Raw genomic sequence first — 22269 nt, forward strand, 5'->3', positions numbered from 1 at the left:
GTAATTCATTATTGATTATATATCTTCGCAAACATTATATCTCTCATATGAAAGTATCGGGGTTCACTTTTGTTCGAAATGCGGTAAAGTATGATTATCCGGTGATTGCAGCTATCAGCTCTATCCTGCCTTTGTGCGATGAAGTGATTGTCAGCGTGGGTAATTGTGACGATGGTACCCTGGAACTGATTCAATCTATCGGCTCTCCTAAAATAAAGATTACACATTCCGTATGGGATGATTCCCTGAAAGAAGGGGGGCGTATTCTTGCAGTAGAGACAGATAAAGCATTTGCACACGTAAGCCCTGATGCTGATTGGGCGTTCTATATACAGGCAGATGAAGTGGTGCATGAACAGGATTATCCCGCTATTCGCGCAGCCATGCAGGAATATCTGGATGACAAACGGGTAGAAGGATTGTTGTTTAAGTACAAACACTTCTTTGGCAGCTATGATTATATCGGCGATTCACGTACCTGGTATCAGCATGAGATCAGAGTGATCCGTAACGATAAGCGTATCTCCTCCTACCGCGATGCACAGGGGTTTAGAAAGGAAGGAGAAAAACTACATGTAAAGCGTGTGAATGCAAGCATGTATCATTACGGATGGGTAAAAGATCCGGAGACGCAGGCCCAAAAACTGAACAACTCTTTTCAGCTATACCACGGCGCTAATGAAGAACAGGTTAGTAATCGCGTACCTATCGCTGAATTTGATTACGGGGAGGTTGATTCACTGGCGCCTTTTAAAGGCACACATCCGGAAGTGATGAAAGAGCGGATCAAAAGGAAAAACTGGCAGTTCTCACATGATATCAGCCGGAAGAAATTCTCTTTTAAAGACAGTATCCTGTATTGGATAGAGAAGAGGACAGGTAAACGTTTATTCGACTACAGGAATTATAAAGTTATTTAAACCAGGAATCAGTAATTGGCAGATGATATGATGCCATTTCCTGATTCCCGGCAGCATATTATTCATACAGGCTTCTGTATAATTTCATATACGCTCTCGCGTTAGTATCCCAACTGAATTTTTTGGCATGTTGCTGTATGGCGCTGGCTGGATTGTTTGCTGCATAATGTGTCAATCCCTGCTCTAACACCTGTTGCATATATTCTTTATCGAACTGTTTAAAATAATAGGCAGCATCTCCTCCTATTTCAGGTAAACTGGTTTTGTCTGAGAGGAAAACAGGTTTGCCAAAATGCATCGCTTCCACAACAGGCGCTCCGAAACCTTCTGCTACAGAGGGAAACATAAAGGCTGTACTATTTTTATAGTACCAGTATTTTTCTTCATCAGTAATACTGCCGAGTAATTTAACCCGTGAGCTTACCCCATATTTTGCAGCCTCCTCTTCTATCTTCTTAAAATAATCTCCCTGTGTTTTTCCCGCTATCAGCAATTCATAATCATTATGCTCCAGCAGCCTTGGTAATACATGGAAATTCTTTTTCGGCAGGATCATACCGATGGCGAACAGGAATGGAACAGCGGGTCTGTATTGTGGTGCATCAAAGCCTGGAAATTCTTTTATTTCAGAGCCCTGGTAAATAATACTGCATTTGCTTTTAGGCACCTTGATATATTCCTGTATGGTATTCAGCGTAAACTGAGAGATCGCTACGATACGGTCTGTTTCATCTGTCTGTCGTTGGATTGCTTCCAGTGACCTGCTTTTTTCTGCCTTGCTTTTATTGGGTTCAAAAAGAAAGTTAAGGTCATGAATAGTGAGAATGGTCTTCCTGGCTTTTTTTCTTGGCCATACATTACCTGTCTGATGCACAGCGTGCCATATATCCATTTCAGATGGATTAAAGGCATAGCGGTGATACCATTTGTAAGGGATCTTTTTGAAATCGCCTTTAAAGTTATTGAAGCCTGCGGGCAGATAATAGCTCAGTTGTTCGTCGTCTGCCTTCAATTCCAGCAGGCGTTGCCCCAGCTGTATACAGAAGGTGTACAGACCGTTATGAGGATATTTTAACTTCTCGAAGTCTAAACCGATACGATGCATAATGAAATATGTTAGTATAGACCACGGTAGATCTGTAAATAATGTTTTGCTGTATGATCGATAGTCAGCGAAGCGGCCCGTTCCTTCATTGCACTGATCGGCCGTGTGTTATTGAAATGCTGCATGCCTTCATTAAAGACCTGCTGCATATGATCGGCAGAGAAGTCGCGGAAATAGTAACAAAGTGTTCCGCCTACTTCCGGCAAACTTGTCTTATCAGAAAGAAAACACGGTTTGCCTTCACTCAGGGCTTCTACCACCGGCAGACCGAATCCTTCTGCGAGTGAGGGAAAACCAAATGCCATGCAGCGATGATAATACCAATATCTTTCCTGGTTAGAAATGATCCCTAACACTTTCACACGGTCTTCTACGTGGTATTGTCTGGCGGTGGCCAGTATTTTCTCTTTATATGCTTCGTCAAAAACGGGACCGGCAATGACCAGTTCATAGTCGTTATGCTGCAGCAGCGGCGGCAGCACGGCAAAATTCTTTTTGGTATCTACACTGCCGATGGCGAATATGAAAGGACGTTGAGGCCGGTATACGGGATTATCGAAGTCCGGAAAGGTTTCCAGCGTACCGCCGTTATATATTACATTGGCAGGTTTGTTGCGCAGATCAAGGTGTTGTTTTACATCTTCGAGAACGAACCGGGAGATGGTGACGATATGATCTGCACGGTCTATATTCCGTTGTATCTTTTTCAATACGGAGTCTCTCTTCGCAGGAGAGATAGACTGCTGGTGAATAACGTTGAGATCGTGTATAGTCAGCACATGCCTGGTGTTCTTATTGGACGGGCGGAAATGGGATGACTGGAAGGAGGTATGCCATATATTCAACTGCGGAAAAGAGGGCATTAGCCAGCGATGCAGTTTCCTGTTGATAATATACTGTTCCTGCGGACCAAAAAATCCTTTTCGGTTGGCTGGCACATAAAACACTACTTTCTCATCTTCTGCTTTGTTGCGAAGCAGCGCATTACCGAACTGTTTACAGTACTCAAAGAGTCCGGTATTGGCATGTTTCATTTTCTCGCAATCAAACAATATTTGCCGCATGGATAACATTTAGATTTGAAGCTGAGGGCTTGTATCGCCCTGCCAGGTTCTTTTCAGCGTATCGGCAAATATAGAGAACATCCTTATATATTTCATTGGTAACGACTAATTCTATAATTTAGGCTATATGACGAATTTTATTCCAATATTTCCCCTTGGCGTTGTAGTATACCCGGACGAGCAATTGAACCTGCATATTTTTGAGCCGAGATATAAACAGCTTATCAGAGACTGTATTGCTGAAAATAAACCGTTTGGTATTCCTGCAGTGATCGATAAAAAAGTAGTGGAGTACGGTACATTGGTGGAGATCGTAAGGATAGAAAAAACATATGATAATGGAGAAATGGATGTCGTAACCCGTGGCATCAAGGTATTCAGGATACTGGAAATAATCAGGAGTATTCCGGACAAAATGTTCACCGGGGCGATCGTTTCTTACCCTGAAAATCATTTTAACAGTAATAACCGGCTGCATACCCAGGTATTGCAGGCCTTGAGAGAGCTGCATCACATTCTGCAGATAAGCAAGACATTTAAAAAAGCTGACGAAGAGCTGCTCGCTTATGATATTGCCCATCATGCCGGGCTGTCCCTGCATGAGGAGTATGAGATGCTTCACCTCTTCCAGGAACTGCAACGCCTCGAATACCTGAAACGTCACCTCCTGAAAGTCATCCCTCTAATGGCGGAGATGGAACGGCTAAAGGACCGGGTGAAGCTGAACGGACATTTCCGAAATCTGACTGCCGGCGATATCTAAAGGGTCCCAGCCTTTCCGGGTTCCTGGTTTGCCGGGGATTGTCTACATTTGGGGCCGAAATGCCCATTAGGGCCTCTATCAATCACTAATATGAACAGAATTATAGCGCGTGTAGCGTTTGTTTTTTCTCTTCTGGCGATGGTATCCTGCGAAAACGATATAAATGCCATTATGAACCTCGATAAGAGTCAAACAGCCGTTGAAGAGGGAAAAGATATAGAATCCATGTACAGCCAGACGGGACGTGTAAAAGCGAAACTAACGGCGCCACTGATGCTCAGGCACCTGAAACCTCCCGTATATGTTGAGTTTAGTAAGGGACTCAAAGTGCTGTTCTATAATGACAGCCTTAATGTGGAAAGCACCCTCACCGCCAGATATGGAAAGTATTTTGAGAATGATGCCAACATCTTCCTGAGGGACCATGTGGTGGTGATCAACAAAAAGGGGGAAAGACTGGATTGTGAGGAGTTGAACTGGGATTCTAAACTACAGAAGTTCCTGTCCAACAAGCCGGTACGTATCAGCACGGTTACTGACACGCTTTATGGTACCGGATTGGAGTCTAACCAGGATTTCAGTGATTATACCGTTCTGCATCCGAGCGGTCCGTTCACTATACAGGACAGCACTATGATGAACTAACGATATTACCGGTTAATCCGGCTGCAACGAGAACGGCCCGACATCGCATCTGCAATGTCGGGCCGTTTCGCTTTAACCTATTTTTAACCTAAAATTTTGTCTCTATAAAAACGCAAGAACCATGCCATTAAGTATGTGCAGATAGCAGCTTTTTTCTTGATATAAGCGTTAAAGATTATCTGATAAGGCACCGTTTATTGCGGGTGTATCCGCCCTTAAAACCAGGAGAATTTATTAAGCCCTGGTTTAATGATAGTTATCAAGGGAATGTATTATAAAGGTTATAGGAGGAATACGGGTTAAAAAATTATTGTATTAGTTTGATTACTACTATTTTTTTATTATTTTCCGCTTATAGATTGCTGATATGGAGACAATTAACTGGGCAGATTTTGAGAAAATAGAGATCAGGGTTGGTACAATCATGGAGGCAGCTGATTTCCCCAGGGCAAAGAATCCTGCTTATCAGCTGACCATTGATTTCGGGCCGGAGTTAGGCGTTAAGCGATCTTCTGCCCAGATCACGAAGTTATATCAGCGGGAGGAGTTAATCGGTAAACAGGTGGTGGCGGTCGTGAATTTCCCGGTAAAACAGATAGCCAATTTTTTCTCGGAGTGTCTGGTATTGGGAGTCGTTGGAAGTGACAAGGAGATCGTTCTGCTCCAGCCGGATAAAACTGTTGCAAATGGGCTTAAAATAGGCTAAAATGCTAACGTGTTGATAGTATATTCACTATTGAATAAGGAAATTAAACAATTGATTTTTAATTTAATATGATAATATTTAGTATATGATAGCTGACCTATCCAAACATGCTGTTTTACGAACTATTTTATAACGTTCACGGAAATAGGGCGTCAACACATGGAAGCCTGCTATATCTTTGGCTCAGGTTTTTCATAGGATATGGTTAAAATTATTACAAGGGCGGTATTCTTACCGCCCTTCTATTTTAGAGCAAGTTACTAGTTTATAGCCCCTTTTTACCTCAAGTGATTGATCTTCAATTATACTTATCAAGAAAGCCCCGGGGAATGGGTATATTTTCCCCTACTTATCCTTATACGTTCACCTTCTGTTTCGATACGTTCCCCAACTAAAATATAGCATTCACTAGAATAGCCTTTGAGCGTATACAAAATACGCGCACCTTTGGTACAGGTTTTTCAATAAAGATATGGTTAAAATTTTTCGGGGCTGTAGTCTTGCAGCCCCGTTTCTTTTTCCTGAAATTCCCATCTCTTCCCTACAATCCTTCCCCAGCTGCGGTTTCCCTCTTTGTAAATACTGAATTAGCACTTTACGTATGAACTATTGACGAGGCTCATAGTATACCTTTCCTTTTCTCGTTTACCAGGGAAATTGATACGTTCACTGGAAATAAAGGGTTATTTCGCTGGTATCGTCTAATACGTTAACCCGGGAAATCTATACGTTCACGGATGTAACGGTCTCTTTAGCTTTCTTTCCCGCCTTTTTTAGCTGTTTTTGGCTTTTCAGCTTGTCTGGAATGGCAGCGCTTTCCTACCTGAAGCCGATTAGTTATTGTTTGTCCTTTAACAGGGAGGTTACCAGCCTCATTTATCCTGCTGGTTTAAGGCGCCGGGGCAAGATGTTAATTGTCCTGCCTGGATTGCCTGGCGTCCATATCAAAAGCGTATTGGTTGGGTTGGTGGTTGTGCTTACCGGAAAGGCTCGCAGGTGGGATCCCTGGCTGAGTTTTTTGAAGCAGTCTTAATATTGAGCTATTGAAGGTCGTATTGGGCATTGGGATCCCTATTTAACCCCTATTGGGGCGTATCAGCATGCTTCAAATAACTTAGGCCAGGGGTTCCCACCTGCACCCTTTCCTGGCTGCTGATTGGGTTATTGTGTGTCCGTTTTACCAGGGCTGTTGCCAGTATCATTTGTTCCGTTTGTATAGTGACCATGCAGAAGAGAAGTATAGCGGGATGTCATCATTAAACAGAAACAAAAAGCCGGTCAGCAGAAAGCTAACCGGCCCCGAAATATCAAAAAATAGAGATTACTGTTCAAACTCCTTTGGAAAAGGACGCTCCAGCAGATAGCTATAAATGAAGCGGTACATTTCATTATCGCTGTGTCTGTTCTTGACACTGGCACGCCAGCCATGCCTTTCTCCGGGATATACCATGAACTCAAAATGCTTTCCGAGATTCTCCAGCTTATCTACCAGCTGAATGCTGTTCTGCATATGCACATTGTCATCCATAGTACCATGCACGATACGGATAAGGCCTTTATAGCGCTCTGCATACGTGATCGGAGAAGTGATATGGTACCCTTCAGGATTCTCCTGGGGAGTATCCATATAACGCTCGGTATAATGGCTGTCATATAGCTGCCAGTCAGTTACGGCGTAGTTAGCCATACCATGCGTGAAGACATCCGCGCCATAGGTTAACGCCATACAGGTCATGTAACCTCCGAAACTGCCTCCTGTGATGCAGACCTTGGTGGTATCCGTCCATGGCTGCGCCCTTAACCATTTGGCGGCATCCATATAGTCCTCGATTTCATGCTTACCCAGCTGACGGTGAATGTAGTTCATCCCCATTTTACCCAGCTGGCCCGAACTGCGGTTGTCGATCGCTATCTGGATAACACCCTGTTCAGCCCACCATTGAGTGCTAAGCGGCATTTTCCAGTTGTCATATACCGTACCGGCATTAGGACCGCCATAAATGCTGATCAGGACGGGATATTTCTTGCCTGGCTGCAGGTGTAAAGGCATGGTAATGGTCATTGGGAGTTCCAGACCATCACGGGTCTTGTAGTATTGCAGTTTGGTTTCGGCGAGGTTATACTGGCTGAATTGTTCGCCTTTGGCATCGCCCAGTTCGCGTACTACTTTGCCTTTATTGTTCAGCAGCGCCATTTTGGGCGGAGTGGACAGATTGGAATAAGTGGTAACGAAATAACTGCCGTTAGGACTTACATCCACAGCGTGGAAGTAGTCTCCGAAAGTGAGGCGGGTGATAGCGCCTGTTTTCAGGTTCACCTGGTAGAGGTCCGTGCGGGGAGAAGCCTCCTTACGGGCGGTGAAGTAGATGATGCCTTGTTTATTATCGATGGCAGAGATTTCTTTTACTGTCCAGTTGCCGGAAGTTAGCTGCTTGTTCAGGGAACCGTCCATGTTGTGCCAGTAAAGATGCGCCCAGCCGGTTTTATCGCTTCTCAGGATGAAACCTTTGCCTCCTGGGAGGAAAGGAATATTGTCATACCAGTCAATCCAGGTGGATTGCTTTTCGCTATAGATCTCTTTCTTTTGACCGTTATCGGGATTGATCTCGTAGATCTTCAGGTTATCCTGTCCGCGGTTCATCCATTGTACCCACAGGCGTCCTTCGGGAGTGAAGAACGGTGCGCCGAAGTACTGGTCGTCTTTTTCATTGAAGTCGGCCCATAAGGTCTTACCACCTGTTACAGGTACGGTACCTATTTTCACGGCTGGATTGGTGTCACCTGCTTTGGGGTAGTGGGTGTTTTCCAGGTAGCCGTGCTGTCCTTTTTCGCTATAGATAGGGAATACAGGCACTTTGGAGTCATTGAAATGCATGTATGCCAGGTAACGGCTGTCCGGGCTCCACCAGAAAGCGCGGTATTTGGAGGCACGTCCCAGGATCTCCTCGTAATATACCCAGGAGGCCCAACCATTATAGACTACGTCTGAACCGTCTGTGGTGTAGCGGATTTCCTTTTTGGTAGCGATCTCAATGCTATAGAGGTCATTGGCGCGGGTAAAGGCGACATATTTTCCGTCGGGGGAAAGGGTTGGATTCCTTTCCTGGGCGGTATCGCTGGTGAGCTGTATTTCGGCACCCCCGGGCGAAGTGTAGATGATGTCATGATCACGTACCTGGACAGTGGCTCCTTCCGGAGGCGTAGCATAAGGTGCTGCCTTGCCGGTGGCTGCATCTACTCTCCAGGCTTTGGATGCGCCGCCCGTAGTGCGGTATTCGATGTAGTGTGAGTCGTCAGCCCATCCTCTGATGGCTGGTAGTGGTTGATAAAGGCCGGTGGCTTCTCCTCTGAAGATCTGGCGGAATGACAGGTCTTTTTTGTCCTGGGCCTGCAGGCTGAGACTGAGAACACTCAGCGCTATAAAACAGGCTGACCCGTAACGTGTTGTATGCATGTTTTAGCTCTTGTTGTAAAATTTCCTTGTAAAAAGAGCTAAAATAATTAAATAAAGAAATGATCAGCCTGAAATTACGGATGGGCGGAGCAAAGACCCTATTTTCCGGTATTGGCTATCATAATGGCCGCAGCCATCAGGGCCACATCTTTCAGGAGCATGGTGAGCGATGGGAGGTCTTCAGTGGCGTGGGGAATGTGCACCAATACTATGACTATAAGCAGGAAAAGCGCCAGCAGGTATCCCGCCAGTTTTACCGCTTTGTTAATAATGAAGGCAATCGCTGCCAGTATCAGCCCAATGCCGGTAATGTACACCCAGATAATGCCGCCGGGAATGGGAACAACAGCTGCCATAATTTTTGCGTGTACGAGGTGGGTGAGTCCAAAAATGCCTATGACAATGGCGTAAATGATGATGGCGACCCTGGTAGGAACGATAGTTTTCATGCGGTTTTGGTTTTTTAACAAACGTATGAGGAAATGGTTGGGGGATTGTCACCGAATTCGTGGACAAATGATTATTTATTAGGTGCTTATATAACGGAATGATTCGCGACGATCGGCTCCGTCAGGTGCCGTGTGTTTGTAGCCCGGGGTGCAACCCCGGGAAACGAAATGGTGCAACCCCGAAATGATACAACCCCGGAAATGCAAAACGGGCGTATCACAATTATGATACACCCGTTTAAATATTATTGCGAACCTGGATAATCCGGCTCAGATCTTCCCCGAAGGGAAAAAAGACTATGCCATCTTCTCCGGCTTCATCTGCGGGAAGAACAGCACATCCTGGATGGAAGGCTGATTAGTCATAATCATGGTAAGACGGTCAATTCCGATACCGATACCGGAGGTAGGCGGCATACCATATTCCAGGGCGCGGAGGAAGTCGTAGTCAATGTACATGGCTTCGTCATCACCACGTTCCATCAGTTGTACCTGCTCTTCAAAGCGTGCACGCTGGTCGATCGGGTCATTCAGCTCACTATAGGCGTTGGCCAGTTCCTTGCCGTTCACCATGAGTTCAAAACGTTCTACCAGTCCTGGTTTGCTGCGGTGTTTTTTGGTAAGCGGGCTCATTTCCACCGGATAATCGATGATAAAGGTCGGCTGCACGTAGTGGCCTTCACATTTCTCACCGAAGATCTCATCTATCAGTTTACCCTTACCCATGCTTGGTTTTACATGGATGCCCAGCTGGTTGCAGATAGTGCGCAGCTGTTCTTCGTCCATGTTAGACACGTCGACGCCGGTATGTTCGAGGATAGCATCGTACATGCTGATCCTGCGGAAAGGCGCTTTGAAGTTGATGATTTTCTCTCCCACCTGTACTTCGGTAGTACCGTGGAGGGCGATAGCGATCTTTTCCAGCAGGGTTTCTGTGGTGCGCATCATCCACTCATAGTCTTTATAGGCGGCGTACATTTCCATTACGGTGAATTCCGGGTTGTGGGTACGGTCCATACCCTCATTACGGAAGTCTTTCGCAAATTCGTATACACCTTCAAAACCACCTACGATGAGGCGTTTGAGATACAGTTCATTGGCAATACGCAGGTACAGCGGAATGTCCAGCGCATTGTGGTGGGTAGTGAACGGACGGGCCGCTGCACCACCGGGAATAGGCTGCAGAATAGGCGTTTCCACCTCCAGGTAGCCCATTTCATTGTAGAAGTCGCGGATCGTCTTCAGGATGAGGGTGCGTTTGATAAACACATCCTTTACCTGCGGGTTTACGATCAGATCTACATAACGCTGACGGTATTTGAATTCAGGATCAGTGACAGCATCAAAGGTCTCTCCTTCTTTTTCACGTACCACCGGCAATGGACGGATGGATTTTGCCAGGACGTCCAGTTTATTCACATGTATAGATAATTCCCCGGTTTTTGTAATAAAGGCGAAACCTTTCACACCTATGATATCACCCAGGTCGAGGAGTTTCTTGAAAACGGTATCGAACATGGTTTTGTCTTCACCGTTGCTGATATCGTCACGACGGACATATAACTGGATACGTGTAGTATGGTCCTGGATCACCACGAAGGCGGCCTTTCCCATATCGCGTACACTCATGATACGGCCAGCCAGACATACGTCCTGGAACTGGTCCTTGGTTTCTTCCGTATACAGGGCCTTAATGTTGGCAGCCGTATTATTTACCGGATATTCTTCCGCCGGATAAGGGTTGATGCCCAGTTTCTCCAGTTCCTGCAGTTTCTCCCTGCGTATGATCTCTTGCTCAGATAATGGTGTCATGTAGTACTGATTACAATAATGGAGTGCAAAAATAATCGATTTAAGGGGGAAATGAACGAAACGTGGAATTGGCACCAAATTTTCATTACACATAAGCCCCCTGTCGGGATTCATCAGCTTCTAAAACAACAAAGGATGAAAACCATTATTGTACCTACAGATTTCTCCGCCACTGCTTACAATGCCGCCCGTTATGCACTGGGCCTGGCGCAGCAGATGGGCACTACCCGCATCGTGCTCTATCATGCATATGAGCTGATAGTGCCTATTCCGGACGTTCCTACTTCCCTTCCCATGGTAGATCCCAATGAGCTAAAGGCTGCCAGCCTGGAAGGCCTGGAACATATGAAACAGGACCTCCTGGCCGAACTGCCGGAAGGGACAGTGCTGGACTACCGGGCGGACAATGCCCTCCTGGCGGCTAACATCGATAGCCTCAGCAAGGAGGAAAATGCAGACCTGATCGTCATGGGAACCACCGGCGGCAGCCAGCTGGAAGAGATCCTGATCGGTTCCAATACAATAGATGTAGTGAAACATACTACCTGTCCCGTGCTGGTAGTGCCTTCCATGGCCACCTTTAAGCCTGTCAGGAAGATCGTTTTTGCCTGCGACTTCAGGAAAGTGGGCACCCATACGCCTGTTTATCCGCTGAAACACCTGCTGGACGTCTTCGGGGCAGAGCTGCATGTGCTGAATATCGACAAGGAAGGTAAGGGGCTCGGTAAGGATACGCCGCAAGCCAGTCTGCTGCTGGATAGTTTGCTGGAAGGGTACCATCCAAAGTACCATTTTGTAGACGACAGCAATGTGGTACATGGTATTATGGAGTTTGCAGACAGGGAAAATGCGGATCTGATCCTGACCATTCCCCGTAAGCACGGATTGTTCGAAGGGATCTTTAAACGGAGCCGTACCGCTCAGCTGGCATTCCATACACATATTCCTTTGCTGGCTATCCACGAATAACCGGTCATATTGCCACTTGTCCCTACATTAAACTTCCGGGGTTCTTTTTGTTCTAACTTTATATCTACGGATCTTAAATATTGTTACTATTTTGCATATTAAACCACAACATCAGTCTATGTACAAGAAACTATGTCTATTGTTATTATCCAGTGTAGCCTTGTTGCCGGCATCCCAGGCCCAGTTACTGAAGAAATTGGGAGATGCTGCCAGTTCTGCTGTATCTAAAACATCCGGTTCCAATGTTACCCAATCAGAAGCAGGTAGTGCTATTAAAGAAGCCCTGTCAAAAGGTGTGGCTAACGGTATTGCTTCCCTGAACAAAAAAGATGGCTTTTTCGGAAGTGAAATATATAAACTCTTATTACCCCCTGATGCGGTGAAGATCGGTAATACCCTCCGCTCTGTGGGTTTGGGCAGCCAGGTGGATAAAGCGATCCTGTCTATCAACCGTGCTGCTGAATCAGCAGTTGGATCTGCTGCTCCTATCTTCGTAGATGCGATCAAGGAAATGAGCATTACTGATGCGCTGAAACTGATTTCCGGCGGTAACAACGCTGCAACCGAATACTTTAAAGGTAAAACCACTGACAAGCTGAAAGCTGCATTCTCTCCTGTTGTAAAAGGTTCCCTGGACAGCACCAGCGCTACCAAATATTACGGAGACATTGTGACTACATACAACAAGCTGCCTACTACCTTCAATAAGGTAAATCCTGATCTGCAGGACTATGTAACCGGTATGGCAGTGAATGCGCTGTTTGACCAGATTGCCAAGGAAGAAGCAAATATCCGTGCTAATCCTACTGCAAGAACTACTGACCTCTTAAAGAAAGTGTTCAGTAAATAATTACGCAATCATTCAGAGATAGATAGTAAAACGCCTCGTGTCTTGCGATACGAGGCGTTTTTTATTGTTACATCTTTATATAGTCCCTGCCAGTAATACCTGCCAGGCGTCCTGTACACGCCCCTGCTCCAGCAGGTGTTGTGCATGACGGTGCAGTTCTTTCTCCATCTCATCGGGTGTGATGCTGTAGTACTGGATGATATTCTTCAGATGATCATCGTCAAAAGCGGGATCTACAGTAGGCTGTTGCTGTACATTGGCTAACTGCCCGAGGTTATTACCCGTCAGGATGCTGCTTTGCCGGATGGCCGGCGGCAATGCATCTATTCCTATGCCCAGTTCAGTAAGTGGTTTGGCCACTTCGAATACGGCTGCGCCGGATGCTCTGCAGTAGTAATCCCCTCCCATCCTGGCTACCAGGTCTATCTTGTGGGGATCGATGGCGCCATTTTCATTTAAGATGGCATCGTTGATGTGGATCAGCACCGGTTCGCAGATCACCAGGTTGCCGGCGCCCCCTTCCTGCCCCTGCGGCAGTATTTCTCTTACAATACACTCAAACTGTACCGGGCTTTCCTTTACGCGGAAAGGTTTCACTTTTTCGGAAGGCTGCGGTGTGAAGCCCGCCTTCTCAAATTCGTTAACCCCTTTGGGATATTCGCAGCTGGCAAGGGAGGCTTGCTGTACCATTGCATAGGTGACCACGTTGATCACCACTTCCCTGGTTTCAAGGACATTCTCCAGGGTATGCTTGGTGGTATTGTCGCGTACCCTGCGGGAGGGTGAAAATATGAGCGTAGCAGGGTTGCTGCCGAACAGGTTAAAAAAGCTGAAGGGAGACAGGTTCGGGCGTCCATCCTTGTCGAGGGTACTGGCAAAACAAATAGGCCTGGGAGCGATAGCGCCCTGTAAATAGTTATGCAGTTGTGGTGTCTTGATCTGCCCTGGAATGATCTGCATGTAATGTGTTTATTTTTTCAATTGCAGAATGGAGAAAGTAGAATCTTCTTCCACAATCGTGTTTGTCAGTGTACCCAATCCGTCTATTGTCATTTCCACCACGTCGCCGGGTTTCAGCCATTGTTCCTGGTAGTTCGGATCATTGAGTTTGCCGGTGCCATTCAGTTCCAGGAAGCAGCCGGTCCCTACGGTGCCGCTGCCTATGACATCTCCCGGAAGGACATTGGCGCCGTATGCACAACGTTCGATGATCTCGGCGAAGGTCCAGTCCATGTCTCCCATGTTGCCGTCACTTACCTGCACTCCATTGACGCGGCAGGTCATTCTCAGGTTGTAGTTCTTACCGGTATGGCCTGGCCTGGGAGGAATGAGCAGGTGTTCCAGTTCATCCGGCGTAACCAGCATGGGACCTATTACGGTACTGAAATCCTTTCCTTTGGCAGGACCAAGGTTGAGTTTCATTTCTTCCATCTGGAGCGTACGTGCGCTCATGTCATTCATGATCATGAAACCAGCAATGTAGTCATCTGCTTCGGCAGCCGGTATATTACGGCCGGGTTTACAGATCACGATGGCGGCTTCCAGTTCAAAGTCCAGTTTATCGAAATGGTCCGGCATGCAGTAGATCTCGCCGGGGCCCTGTATGGCATTGTGATTAGTAAAATAGAAGATGGGGTACTGATCAAATTCAGGGATCATTTCTATTCGGCGGTTACGGCGTGCAGCCGCTACATGTTGACGGAAAGCGTAACCATCGCGGCAGGAAGTAGGGAATGGCACGGGAGCAAGTATATCTACTGACTGGTAGGGCACCGGGGTGGCGCCACCAACAGTTTTACCTGCTTTTAGCTGTGCTTCCGCTTCACGGGCAATGCCTATGACTTCTTCCCACATGAGCAGGAAATGCTGCATGTTGCCGGGCAATTGAGGATCCAGGTCCTGGGTGTTATACAGTTGATCGCCTATGAGTATGGCCAGCTGGTCAACCTCATCCCGGAGATAAGTAACAAGTTTCATAATGTTGTTGGTTCTGGTTGTATGATCTGTAAATATAGGTAAAATGAGATCGCTGTAAGTAAATGCATCATGATACAGCCCTGCTGCAAAAAAGTCTGTTGAAATATAAAAGGGTGCAGATAATTTCTTAAATTCAATAAATAAGATATCATTACACAGCAAACGGTTTTTACAGCAAATATTTTTACTACGCTAAAGCTGAAGTACTATTTCATAGATTATATCGTAATCTCAATTATTGCTTCGGCATATATAAGAAGGAAGTGTAATAACACTTGATGGAGAATTTTTCAACTGTGTCGTTGATCACCTTTTGGAATTCAATAAGTTCCTGATGTGGCGACAATAACCCGGCCCCATGCAGTACATAAAATTTATATTAACATACCCTCGTAGCGTATAAGATCGGCATAATATTCGCGGATAGCTTTTTCGGCTAAGACTATGGATTAAGGAACGACGTATCATTCGTTTAAGCACTTATTTGCATTAAATAAAGGAGTTATGAAGTTTGATAAGATTAAGAACAAGGGACAGGCGCGATTATTTGAAAGCAGGTATTTAGAGATGCTCACCAAAACACACCCCCTTGTAATATGGGCCATGTATGTGCCTATTATCAGTTACATGTTATATTACAGCAATACCACATTGGATTTTAGTATTGGCCGCGTAGTAACAGTTTTCCTGGGAGCTATGTTTTTCTGGACATTGTTTGAATACATCATGCACCGCTACCTGTTTCATTTCAGCAGCGAAAATCCCAGAATAAAAAGGATCATCTATGTTATGCATGGTAATCACCATGAATACCCCCGTGACAAACAAAGACTATTCATGCCCCCTTTGCCCAGCCTGATCCTTGCTTCCACTATTTTTGGCGCACAATACTTTTTCCTGAGAGAGTACACTTTTATGTTTTTCCCTGGTTTTATATTGGGTTACCTGATCTATGGAAGTATGCACTATGCCATTCATGCCTGGAACCCTCCTGCCAGATTCCTGAAACCATTGTGGCGTAACCACCATCTGCACCATTACAAAGGAGAAGAGAAAGGATTCGGAGTGAGCTCCAGCATATGGGACCACATTTTCGGGACAGGCTTTGACCTGGAAAAGGAGAAGGAAGACAAGGAGAAAGTAAGGGACCTGATGTTCAACAAGTAATAATCCTGTTTACCACTTTTCTTCACCATCATCAGGTGGAGGCTGACTATAAGTTTTACGGGCAATAATCTTTTCCTGTTGCCTTTCTATCAGCAATGCGGCTATCTTTCTATATACCCCTGGAGTAAGGTCTGATTCCAGTATCATGCGGATCTTCAACTCTGAGACATCCACTTTATATAGCAGCAGTACAAATTGCTGAAAGTCTGTACTGATCAGGAATTCCAGTTTTTCCGCCAGTAGTGCTTCCAGTTGATCATAAGTAACGCCAGGGGCAGTCTGCAAGGCGGCATCTGCTGATAGCTGCAAGCTAGTTTCCGGAAGTAATTGTATCATATACAAAAATAGAAAGGTCCCGTTTCTGGCGGGACCTTTTGTATGTTATTTCATTTGTTTGATCTTGTAAGAGGCGTTGGTTACTACTTTCACCGGCACCTTGATATCTTTCTTGATCCGTTTGGCTTTATTTGCCTTATAGGTGTAAGTACCGTTCATTTCTGTATTCTGTGCACAGATGCTGGGTAAGCCGGTATTACGGTCTATCAGATAGTTGGTCATGATGTCTCCGCTGATCTCTGCGGTAGCTTGTATACCATCATCAATGGTAAAGGTTTCTACTTTATTGGTAGAGATCTTGCCGGTACCATTGATCTTGGCTGTCTGGGCATCCCAGGTCTGCAGGTTCCAGTAAAGGTCAATACTACCTACCAGGCCTGTGCGGATGGGTACATTTTCTTCCCAGCGGGTGCCTGTTTTAATGCTACGTACCGGGTATATTACCAGGAGCTGTTCCAGCCAGGAGCGGAAGGCATTGGTCCCGAACTGGTCTTTCATGAGCTTCTTATAGGCTTCCTGTTCATCATCCTTCAGATTGGAGAAGGTAGCGGATGCTTTATCAAGTAACTCATCCAGCCCGGTGATCTTGTTAATAAAACCGGTAGAGGTAATGTCTACGGTGAAAGGATGGTCCAGTATGCTTTTCAGGGCAGCCTGGAAAGGTTCTTTATCATTCGGTACATTGGCGTCAACGAGAATGTTCTGGTTACGCGCGTTGAAATTGAATTTGAGTTCTTTGTACCGGAAGGTCAGGTAGGCATGGCCTGGATTGACGTCGTCAACATCAATGCTGATAGTATTGTTAAAGTCGCGGGTTACGCGTTGCATTATATCCTCAACGGTAGTATATGTTTCACTGCGGCTCTCCTGTTTCAATTCAAACTGTTGTCCTTTCAGAAAGCTGTAGCCAAGATCTACATAATCTCTTTTTTCATCTGACTGGGCTTTTGCAGGCAGAGCCAGTACTGCTCCCATCGCCATTGACACCAAAAATCGCTTCATCATTACGCTATATTTATTATACATACTTTTCTATTACGCCCAGGCCGAAAAGGGCAAAATCATATTTGGCAGGATCCAGGGGGTCCAGTTGCCTGAGTTGCCTGGTAAGTTCAAGCGCTGTTTTCCAATCTGATTTTGCGGCAGGGATCAATCCCAGTCTGGTGGCCACTCTTCCCACATGTACGTCCATCGGGCATACCAGCTGAGATGGCTGAATGTGTTGCCATACTCCAAAATCCACGCCATTTTCATCTTTCCTGACCATCCAGCGAAGGTACATATTCAATCTTTTACAGGCGGAATTTCTCGCGGGCGTTGAAATATGTTTCCGGGTCCGTTCCGGGTGCTCGGGCAGGAAGAACATGTGATGAAAGCCACGGAGGGCGTTTTCGATGGTTTCATCTTCCGGGGTGATATGCCCGCTGAAGGCAAATTCAAGGGAAGTAATATCTGTATAATATCCCTGCAGGAATTCCACAAAATACATCAGGTCTACCCCGTTAAATGTCCGGTGGCAGAACTGGAGTAAGTTCATCCGCTCTCTTGGTTTGTGATTGAGGATGAAGTCGTAGGGCGCGTCATCCATCAGTTTCATCAGCTCCGTGCACTTATTGATGATGGTAGTACGGTTTCCCCAGGCAAGGATGGCGGCGAACAAACCGGAAATTTCAATGTCCTGAAGTTTCCTAAACCTGTGCGGGATACATATAGGATCGCCGGGGATAAATTCCGGGGTATCATAGTGTACCGCTTTCGCGTCTAAAAAAGTCTTCAGTTGCTGGAATTTCATAATGGTATGCTCGGTTTAGTGCTGATGACTCCGGAGTGCAATACGCCGGCAGTCCGAAAAATAAGGAAAGATGTTCACACTACAGGAATTTATATAGATAACCGTTTATCTCCTATAGACAACTGATAATGAGTATTGTGAGTATTCCCAAGCTGAATGCACCGGATCTGCAACCCAGGTTATACAGGTTTGAGGATGTTATAGTTTACATCCTCAAACCTTCCGGATTTTCCGGAGTGTGTAATATGGTTACCCGATAGCTTTCTGGAGGTCGGCAATGAGGTCTTCTGCATCCTCGATACCTACGCTGAGGCGGATGAGGGAATCTACCAGGCCATTGGCGATACGATCTTCTCTTGGGATGGAGGCATGGGTCATACTGGCAGGGTGCCCTATCAGCGATTCCACACCGCCCAGTGATTCGGCCAGTGAGAACAAATGGGTACCGCTCAGTACTTTAAAAGCTGCCTCCTGGCTATCGTCTTTAAGGGTGAAGGAGATCATGCCACCGAAACCTCTCATCTGCTGTTTGGCAATGTTGTGGTTAGGATGATCTTCAAAGCCACACCAATACACTTTACCTACTTTAGGATGCTGACGGAGGAAGTTGGCAATCGCAGCGCCGTTCTCACAATGCCGCTGCATACGCACGTGCAGGGTTTTCAGTCCGCGTAATACCAGGAAGCAGTCCTGCGGGCCAGGTACTGCGCCGCAGCTGTTCTGTATGAAGTAGAGCTGTTTGGCAAGGGCTTCATCTTTTACGATGATGGCTCCATGCACCACATCACTGTGACCGCCCAGGTATTTGGTTGCGCTGTGTACAACAATATGTGCGCCCAGGTCCAGGGGATTCTGCAAATAAGGGGATGCAAAGGTATTATCCACGCAAAGCAGGATATTATGTTCCTGTGCAATCCTGGCACTGGCGGCAACATCAATGATGTTCAGCAGGGGGTTGGTAGGAGTTTCTATCCAGATCAGCTTTGTATTGGCGTTGATATACCTGCGGATATTTTCAGCTTCCTGCATACCGATAAAATGGAACTTAATACCATACCGTTCGAATACTTTGGTGAAAATGCGGTAGGTGCCACCATAAAGGTCGTTGGAGGCAATGACTTCATCGCCCGGGTTAAGCAGCTTTAGCACGGCATCGGTTGCGGCCAGACCGCTACTGAAGGAGATACCATATTTACCGTTCTCGATAGCAGCCAGGGCATCCTGCAATGCATCGCGGGTGGGGTTTTGTGTACGGGCGTACTCATAGCCTTTATGCTGGCCGGGGGCGCTTTGTACATAAGTGGATGTCTGAAAGATAGGGGTCATTATGGCCCCGGTTGACGGATCGGGGCTTACGCCTGCGTGTATGAGTTTAGTTCCCAGCTTCATGCCTGAAATATTTTGTTATTAGATGATCTGTTAGTCTGAAAGTTCCAAAGGTACTAATTCCGGCATTGCGGAGAATGGAGGGTAAAAGGGGCGTATAGCTTGTGCTGTGAGTGCTATCTTTAAGACATCCAATAAGATAGCTCATCAGATAATAAAAAAGCCCAATAAGTAGTTCTACGCAACACCAGCCTGAAGTATAAATACGCCCTACAGGCTTGGTTTTTGTCCGAATTGGCTTTCAAAAGTCCCTTTACGGAAGAAAATGCAACATTCACGAACAAAATTTGTTCACTCAGCCGAAACCGTAGTTTCCGCGCAGTAATTCGAATTACATTTGAAAAGGTTTTTCATAGGATATGGTTAAAATTCGTGGGCGGTAATCTTACCGCCTTTTTCTTACTTAATTAAAAAGCGAAAAGGGAATAGCTTGCTATTCCCTTTTCGCTTTTTATCTTTTACGCTATTGTTGTGTAAACTTCTTCTGTTGCAGTTGGGTTAAGACGATCTCTTATTCACATGTAGATCTTCACTACTGATGATCAGAACAGGTTGTTATTTCTTCTTATCAGTCTTTGCGACAGCTACAGGTGCTTTTTCCGAAAATTTAATAGGCAGGCTTACGCTGGTGGTATCCCAGGCTACTACAAGGTTAGCGCCATAGTCTGCTTTCTCAAAAACGATTGTAAATGGTTCTACAGGTGTGGTCAGTTTACTAACCGGCACATCTGTCCTTACCACATCTTTATGCTGATCGTATTTAAATGCGCCCCAGATGTCTGTTTCGCGGTTAACGATCATTGTCCATTTTTGTTCGGAAAGAAGAGCATAGAGGGTGTAACGACCTCTGGGAATGGTTTTGCCACCGATTACAACGGGACGGAAAAACTCTATCTCTGTGGCTTCATTGGCGCCAAGGCGATAGATCTCACCATAAGATTCCAGTTCACCAAAGATCTTTCTGCCTTTCTTCTGTGGACGGCTGTAAATAACACGTGCTACCAGTGATCCGGGTTCACCTTTTACTTTCACTACGTAGGGATACATTACAGGATAATACGCCATGTCCATCGGGCTGGCATCTAGTGGGGGCATCTTTTTGTCCTGCGCATAGCTGGAAGGGCTGGTGAGGCCTGCTATGGCAATAAGCAGCATTACTCGTACTAAATTTTTCATTGTTGGCTATCAATTCAGATGTTAAGAATAATAGTGCAAACGTACGATTTAATGCGGGTAAGTTTTAACGAAGGCGGTCAATTCGGGAAAGAATGTACGGTAATGTGCAGCGAGTGTATCGTAATGTTCCTGCAGCACTGCAAAAGGAGCATCTGCCGTTACTTCAAGGAATTTAGCCCTGTGTGCAATACCGCTGAAGCTCTTATAAATACCGTCCATAAACCTGTATCCATATAGCCAGTTATGTTGCCGCATATGATGAAATACCTGTTGGAATACAGGCGGTAGTACATCATGATGACTGGCTAAAACAGTATATATCTCTTTTGAAAAAGCAGACAAGGTAGCATCTGTAAAAATGGTGGTATCTGTGGCAAGGAAATGATCATATACGATGTCAATGAATACGGCGCTATACCTGCCGCATGAGGGCTGAAAGTATTCCCTGGCGGCCAATGTAACAGGATGCGTATCTGTAAAGTTATCAATGGCCCTGTGTAACTGTATACCCTGCTGTATGCCCGGATCATACTCCTGCCATTGTTTACCTTTTACATAGTCAGCAATCATATTGCCCACTATAAGGGACTGATCTTGAAATGAGAGATATGCGTGGGCCAGGTAGTTCATACACTGAAGATAAAACAACTTTTGCAGCTACTGTCTTTTGCATACGGAGACGCTTCATACAGCTTCAATGTTACCTGCGTGTTAAGGTTGTCTATCAATTTGTTAAATCACCGTTTTCGGTTAGTTTTTATACCATTTATGGTGATTGCCGGAGAAGAAAAATGTGCTGACATTTGTGTCGTCATGTTGATTAACAACCCGAAGTTAAACAGTGAACAAAGATCGTTAGCCATTGGTAAAGGGACATAGAGAACTGCATAATTCCATTCGTCAATGATCCTGGAATTTCCGTCCAGTTTAACAAAAGCTTAACGGAGACCGTTGCAACATTCGGGCTTTCAGTGCAACATGTGCATAGTAAAGGAAGTATATGGAGAGATGGAGTAAGTTCAGCATGCCGGCGATATAAGTGACTTTAGCCAAGTAATCTAGCGTATCCACTTATAACAAAGCATTTGACCCGCACCTTCTATTACATGTACATTTACATCACAAAAACAAACCAAAAAAGTTTCCGCCATGAAACCTAGCATCAATTCAATTAACAACACCAATGCATCTGCGGATGCAAGCCGGTTGCAAGGTAACCGGTTCAGGAGAATGCTGCTCTTATTTGCTGCAGTACTTTTCTTCTCTACACAATTTGCCTTTGCTGGCACCAAGGAAATGGAGGCCACTACCAAACTGAAACAGGCGCTTAACAAGGAGTTTGCCGGTGCTTCAGATATTAAATGGTACAGTGAAGACAACAAGACGTTTATGGCTAAGTTCAGTCTGAACGCGCGCAGTGTAACTGCTTATTTCGACGGAGAAGGTAACCTGCTGGCTACCCGCCGTTACATTGACGAGCAGTATCTGCCACTGGCCGTGTCCAACAAACTGGCAAAACGTTATCCTAAGGACAAGATCCGTTGGGTAGTGGAATTTGACAGTGAAGGAACTACCGTTTATTATGTAACACTGGAAGGTGAGAAGACATGGAAAGTGATCAAATCAGGCGCTAACGGAGACCTGAGTGTTTACCAGAACATGAAGAAAGTTTAGACATCAGTTCATCAGTTGAAAGTC

At 45.6% G+C, this 22269-nt stretch carries 21 protein-coding genes; 8 read left to right on the forward strand and 13 right to left on the reverse strand.

Annotation, left to right across the window (positions count from 1 at the left end; genetic code table 11):
• The first annotated feature begins 47 nt into the window (after window positions 1-47).
• Entirely contained in the window at window positions 48-920 is an 873-nt protein-coding gene (locus tag F3I09_RS06940; RefSeq protein WP_149694314.1) for a glycosyltransferase family 2 protein, read from the forward strand.
• A gap of 58 nt (window positions 921-978) precedes the next feature.
• Here the strand turns inward: F3I09_RS06940 and F3I09_RS06945 are convergent, their stop codons facing one another.
• Both F3I09_RS06945 and F3I09_RS06950 read right to left on the reverse strand, forming a co-directional pair.
• Window positions 979-2025 (reverse strand): glycosyltransferase family 1 protein, encoded by a 1047-nt coding sequence (locus tag F3I09_RS06945; protein ID WP_149694315.1) that lies wholly within the window; start codon window positions 2023-2025, stop codon window positions 979-981.
• A gap of 11 nt (window positions 2026-2036) precedes the next feature.
• On the reverse strand, window positions 2037-3089 hold the full coding sequence (locus tag F3I09_RS06950) for a glycosyltransferase family 1 protein (protein ID WP_188133712.1): 1053 nt from the start codon (window positions 3087-3089) through the stop codon (window positions 2037-2039).
• Between the two features lie 127 nt (window positions 3090-3216).
• Between F3I09_RS06950 and F3I09_RS06955 the strand changes: the two genes are divergently transcribed.
• The 3 genes from F3I09_RS06955 to F3I09_RS06965 all read left to right on the forward strand — a co-directional run bounded on the left by F3I09_RS06955 (window position 3217) and on the right by F3I09_RS06965 (window position 5203).
• Window positions 3217-3852: an LON peptidase substrate-binding domain-containing protein gene (locus tag F3I09_RS06955; RefSeq protein ID WP_149694317.1), complete on the forward strand. Its 636-nt coding sequence runs from the start codon at window positions 3217-3219 to the stop codon at window positions 3850-3852.
• A 90-nt stretch (window positions 3853-3942) separates the two neighbouring features.
• Window positions 3943-4497, forward strand: coding sequence for an LPS export ABC transporter periplasmic protein LptC (lptC, locus tag F3I09_RS06960; protein WP_149694318.1), 555 nt, complete (start codon window positions 3943-3945; stop codon window positions 4495-4497).
• 367 nt (window positions 4498-4864) lie between these two features.
• Window positions 4865-5203 carry a tRNA-binding protein gene (locus F3I09_RS06965; RefSeq protein ID WP_149694319.1) on the forward strand — a complete coding sequence of 113 codons (339 nt, stop codon included), beginning with the start codon at window positions 4865-4867 and terminating at the stop codon, window positions 5201-5203.
• A 1321-nt stretch (window positions 5204-6524) separates the two neighbouring features.
• Here the strand turns inward: F3I09_RS06965 and F3I09_RS06970 are convergent.
• From F3I09_RS06970 to lysS, 3 genes are all read right to left on the reverse strand, one after another.
• A complete protein-coding gene (locus tag F3I09_RS06970; protein WP_149694320.1) occupies window positions 6525-8657 on the reverse strand; it encodes a S9 family peptidase in 2133 nt (710 codons plus the stop codon).
• Window positions 8658-8755: 98 nt separating this feature from the next.
• Window positions 8756-9106: a DoxX family protein gene (locus tag F3I09_RS06975; protein WP_149694321.1), complete on the reverse strand. Its 351-nt coding sequence runs from the start codon at window positions 9104-9106 to the stop codon at window positions 8756-8758.
• A 297-nt stretch (window positions 9107-9403) separates the two neighbouring features.
• Complete coding sequence (gene lysS / locus F3I09_RS06980) at window positions 9404-10918, reverse strand: lysine--tRNA ligase (protein ID WP_149694322.1); 1515 nt, start codon at window positions 10916-10918, stop codon at window positions 9404-9406.
• A gap of 135 nt (window positions 10919-11053) precedes the next feature.
• Between lysS and F3I09_RS06985 the strand changes: the two genes are divergently transcribed.
• Window positions 11054-11887: a universal stress protein gene (locus tag F3I09_RS06985; RefSeq protein ID WP_188133713.1), complete on the forward strand. Its 834-nt coding sequence runs from the start codon at window positions 11054-11056 to the stop codon at window positions 11885-11887.
• Window positions 11888-12005: 118 nt separating this feature from the next.
• The gene (locus tag F3I09_RS06990; protein ID WP_149694324.1) at window positions 12006-12737 is read left to right on the forward strand and encodes a DUF4197 domain-containing protein; all 732 of its coding nucleotides are present in this window, start codon (window positions 12006-12008) and stop codon (window positions 12735-12737) included.
• Between the two features lie 75 nt (window positions 12738-12812).
• Here the strand turns inward: F3I09_RS06990 and F3I09_RS06995 are convergent, their stop codons facing one another.
• Together F3I09_RS06995 and F3I09_RS07000 are read right to left on the reverse strand one after the other, a co-directional pair.
• Complete coding sequence (locus F3I09_RS06995; RefSeq protein WP_149694325.1) at window positions 12813-13697, reverse strand: flavin reductase family protein; 885 nt, start codon at window positions 13695-13697, stop codon at window positions 12813-12815.
• Window positions 13698-13706: 9 nt separating this feature from the next.
• A complete protein-coding gene (locus tag F3I09_RS07000) occupies window positions 13707-14714 on the reverse strand; it encodes a fumarylacetoacetate hydrolase family protein (RefSeq protein ID WP_149694326.1) in 1008 nt (335 codons plus the stop codon).
• A 504-nt stretch (window positions 14715-15218) separates the two neighbouring features.
• Between F3I09_RS07000 and F3I09_RS07005 the strand changes: the two genes are divergently transcribed.
• Window positions 15219-15881 (forward strand): sterol desaturase family protein, encoded by a 663-nt coding sequence (locus F3I09_RS07005; protein WP_149694327.1) that lies wholly within the window; start codon window positions 15219-15221, stop codon window positions 15879-15881.
• 9 nt (window positions 15882-15890) lie between these two features.
• On the opposite strand, the gene F3I09_RS07010 is transcribed toward F3I09_RS07005, so the two are convergent.
• The 6 genes from F3I09_RS07010 to F3I09_RS07035 all read right to left on the reverse strand — a co-directional run bounded on the left by F3I09_RS07010 (window position 15891) and on the right by F3I09_RS07035 (window position 21201).
• Window positions 15891-16217: a hypothetical protein gene (locus F3I09_RS07010; protein ID WP_149694328.1), complete on the reverse strand. Its 327-nt coding sequence runs from the start codon at window positions 16215-16217 to the stop codon at window positions 15891-15893.
• A 45-nt stretch (window positions 16218-16262) separates the two neighbouring features.
• On the reverse strand, window positions 16263-17222 hold the full coding sequence (locus F3I09_RS07015; protein WP_149694329.1) for a DUF6263 family protein: 960 nt from the start codon (window positions 17220-17222) through the stop codon (window positions 16263-16265).
• Window positions 17223-17235: 13 nt separating this feature from the next.
• Window positions 17236-18009 (reverse strand): TIGR02757 family protein, encoded by a 774-nt coding sequence (locus F3I09_RS07020; protein ID WP_149694330.1) that lies wholly within the window; start codon window positions 18007-18009, stop codon window positions 17236-17238.
• A gap of 249 nt (window positions 18010-18258) precedes the next feature.
• Window positions 18259-19398, reverse strand: a complete 1140-nt coding sequence (locus F3I09_RS07025; protein WP_149694331.1) for a cystathionine gamma-synthase — start codon at window positions 19396-19398, stop codon at window positions 18259-18261.
• A 552-nt stretch (window positions 19399-19950) separates the two neighbouring features.
• The gene (locus F3I09_RS07030) at window positions 19951-20571 is read right to left on the reverse strand and encodes a DUF2911 domain-containing protein (protein WP_223233155.1); all 621 of its coding nucleotides are present in this window, start codon (window positions 20569-20571) and stop codon (window positions 19951-19953) included.
• Window positions 20572-20619: 48 nt separating this feature from the next.
• A complete protein-coding gene (locus F3I09_RS07035) occupies window positions 20620-21201 on the reverse strand; it encodes an ACP phosphodiesterase (RefSeq protein ID WP_149694332.1) in 582 nt (193 codons plus the stop codon).
• A gap of 519 nt (window positions 21202-21720) precedes the next feature.
• Here F3I09_RS07035 and F3I09_RS07040 point away from each other — a divergent pair.
• Complete coding sequence (locus tag F3I09_RS07040; protein ID WP_149694333.1) at window positions 21721-22245, forward strand: hypothetical protein; 525 nt, start codon at window positions 21721-21723, stop codon at window positions 22243-22245.
• The last annotated feature ends 24 nt before the right edge of the window (window positions 22246-22269 follow it).

The sequence above is a fragment of the Chitinophaga sp. CF418 genome (assembly GCF_900142925.1).
In the GTDB taxonomy this organism is placed as follows: Bacteria; Bacteroidota; Bacteroidia; order Chitinophagales; family Chitinophagaceae; genus Chitinophaga.

Coding starts and splice junctions, on each gene's coding strand:
- F3I09_RS06970 (WP_149694320.1), bottom strand. CDS start 8,657: ATGCATACAACACGTTACGGGTCAGCCTGTTTTATAGCGCTGAGTGTT.
- F3I09_RS07040 (WP_149694333.1), top strand. CDS start 21,721: ATGAAACCTAGCATCAATTCAATTAACAACACCAATGCATCTGCGGAT.
- F3I09_RS06985 (WP_188133713.1), top strand. CDS start 11,054: ATGAAAACCATTATTGTACCTACAGATTTCTCCGCCACTGCTTACAAT.
- lptC (WP_149694318.1), top strand. CDS start 3,943: ATGAACAGAATTATAGCGCGTGTAGCGTTTGTTTTTTCTCTTCTGGCG.
- F3I09_RS06940 (WP_149694314.1), top strand. CDS start 48: ATGAAAGTATCGGGGTTCACTTTTGTTCGAAATGCGGTAAAGTATGAT.
- F3I09_RS07030 (WP_223233155.1), bottom strand. CDS start 20,571: ATGAAAAATTTAGTACGAGTAATGCTGCTTATTGCCATAGCAGGCCTC.
- F3I09_RS07020 (WP_149694330.1), bottom strand. CDS start 18,009: ATGAAATTCCAGCAACTGAAGACTTTTTTAGACGCGAAAGCGGTACAC.
- F3I09_RS06945 (WP_149694315.1), bottom strand. CDS start 2,025: ATGCATCGTATCGGTTTAGACTTCGAGAAGTTAAAATATCCTCATAAC.
- F3I09_RS06975 (WP_149694321.1), bottom strand. CDS start 9,106: ATGAAAACTATCGTTCCTACCAGGGTCGCCATCATCATTTACGCCATT.
- F3I09_RS06965 (WP_149694319.1), top strand. CDS start 4,865: ATGGAGACAATTAACTGGGCAGATTTTGAGAAAATAGAGATCAGGGTT.
- F3I09_RS06995 (WP_149694325.1), bottom strand. CDS start 13,697: ATGCAGATCATTCCAGGGCAGATCAAGACACCACAACTGCATAACTAT.
- F3I09_RS07015 (WP_149694329.1), bottom strand. CDS start 17,222: ATGATGAAGCGATTTTTGGTGTCAATGGCGATGGGAGCAGTACTGGCT.
- F3I09_RS06955 (WP_149694317.1), top strand. CDS start 3,217: ATGACGAATTTTATTCCAATATTTCCCCTTGGCGTTGTAGTATACCCG.
- F3I09_RS07000 (WP_149694326.1), bottom strand. CDS start 14,714: ATGAAACTTGTTACTTATCTCCGGGATGAGGTTGACCAGCTGGCCATA.
- lysS (WP_149694322.1), bottom strand. CDS start 10,918: ATGACACCATTATCTGAGCAAGAGATCATACGCAGGGAGAAACTGCAG.
- F3I09_RS07005 (WP_149694327.1), top strand. CDS start 15,219: ATGAAGTTTGATAAGATTAAGAACAAGGGACAGGCGCGATTATTTGAA.
- F3I09_RS07025 (WP_149694331.1), bottom strand. CDS start 19,398: ATGAAGCTGGGAACTAAACTCATACACGCAGGCGTAAGCCCCGATCCG.
- F3I09_RS07035 (WP_149694332.1), bottom strand. CDS start 21,201: ATGAACTACCTGGCCCACGCATATCTCTCATTTCAAGATCAGTCCCTT.
- F3I09_RS06950 (WP_188133712.1), bottom strand. CDS start 3,089: ATGCGGCAAATATTGTTTGATTGCGAGAAAATGAAACATGCCAATACC.
- F3I09_RS06990 (WP_149694324.1), top strand. CDS start 12,006: ATGTACAAGAAACTATGTCTATTGTTATTATCCAGTGTAGCCTTGTTG.
- F3I09_RS07010 (WP_149694328.1), bottom strand. CDS start 16,217: ATGATACAATTACTTCCGGAAACTAGCTTGCAGCTATCAGCAGATGCC.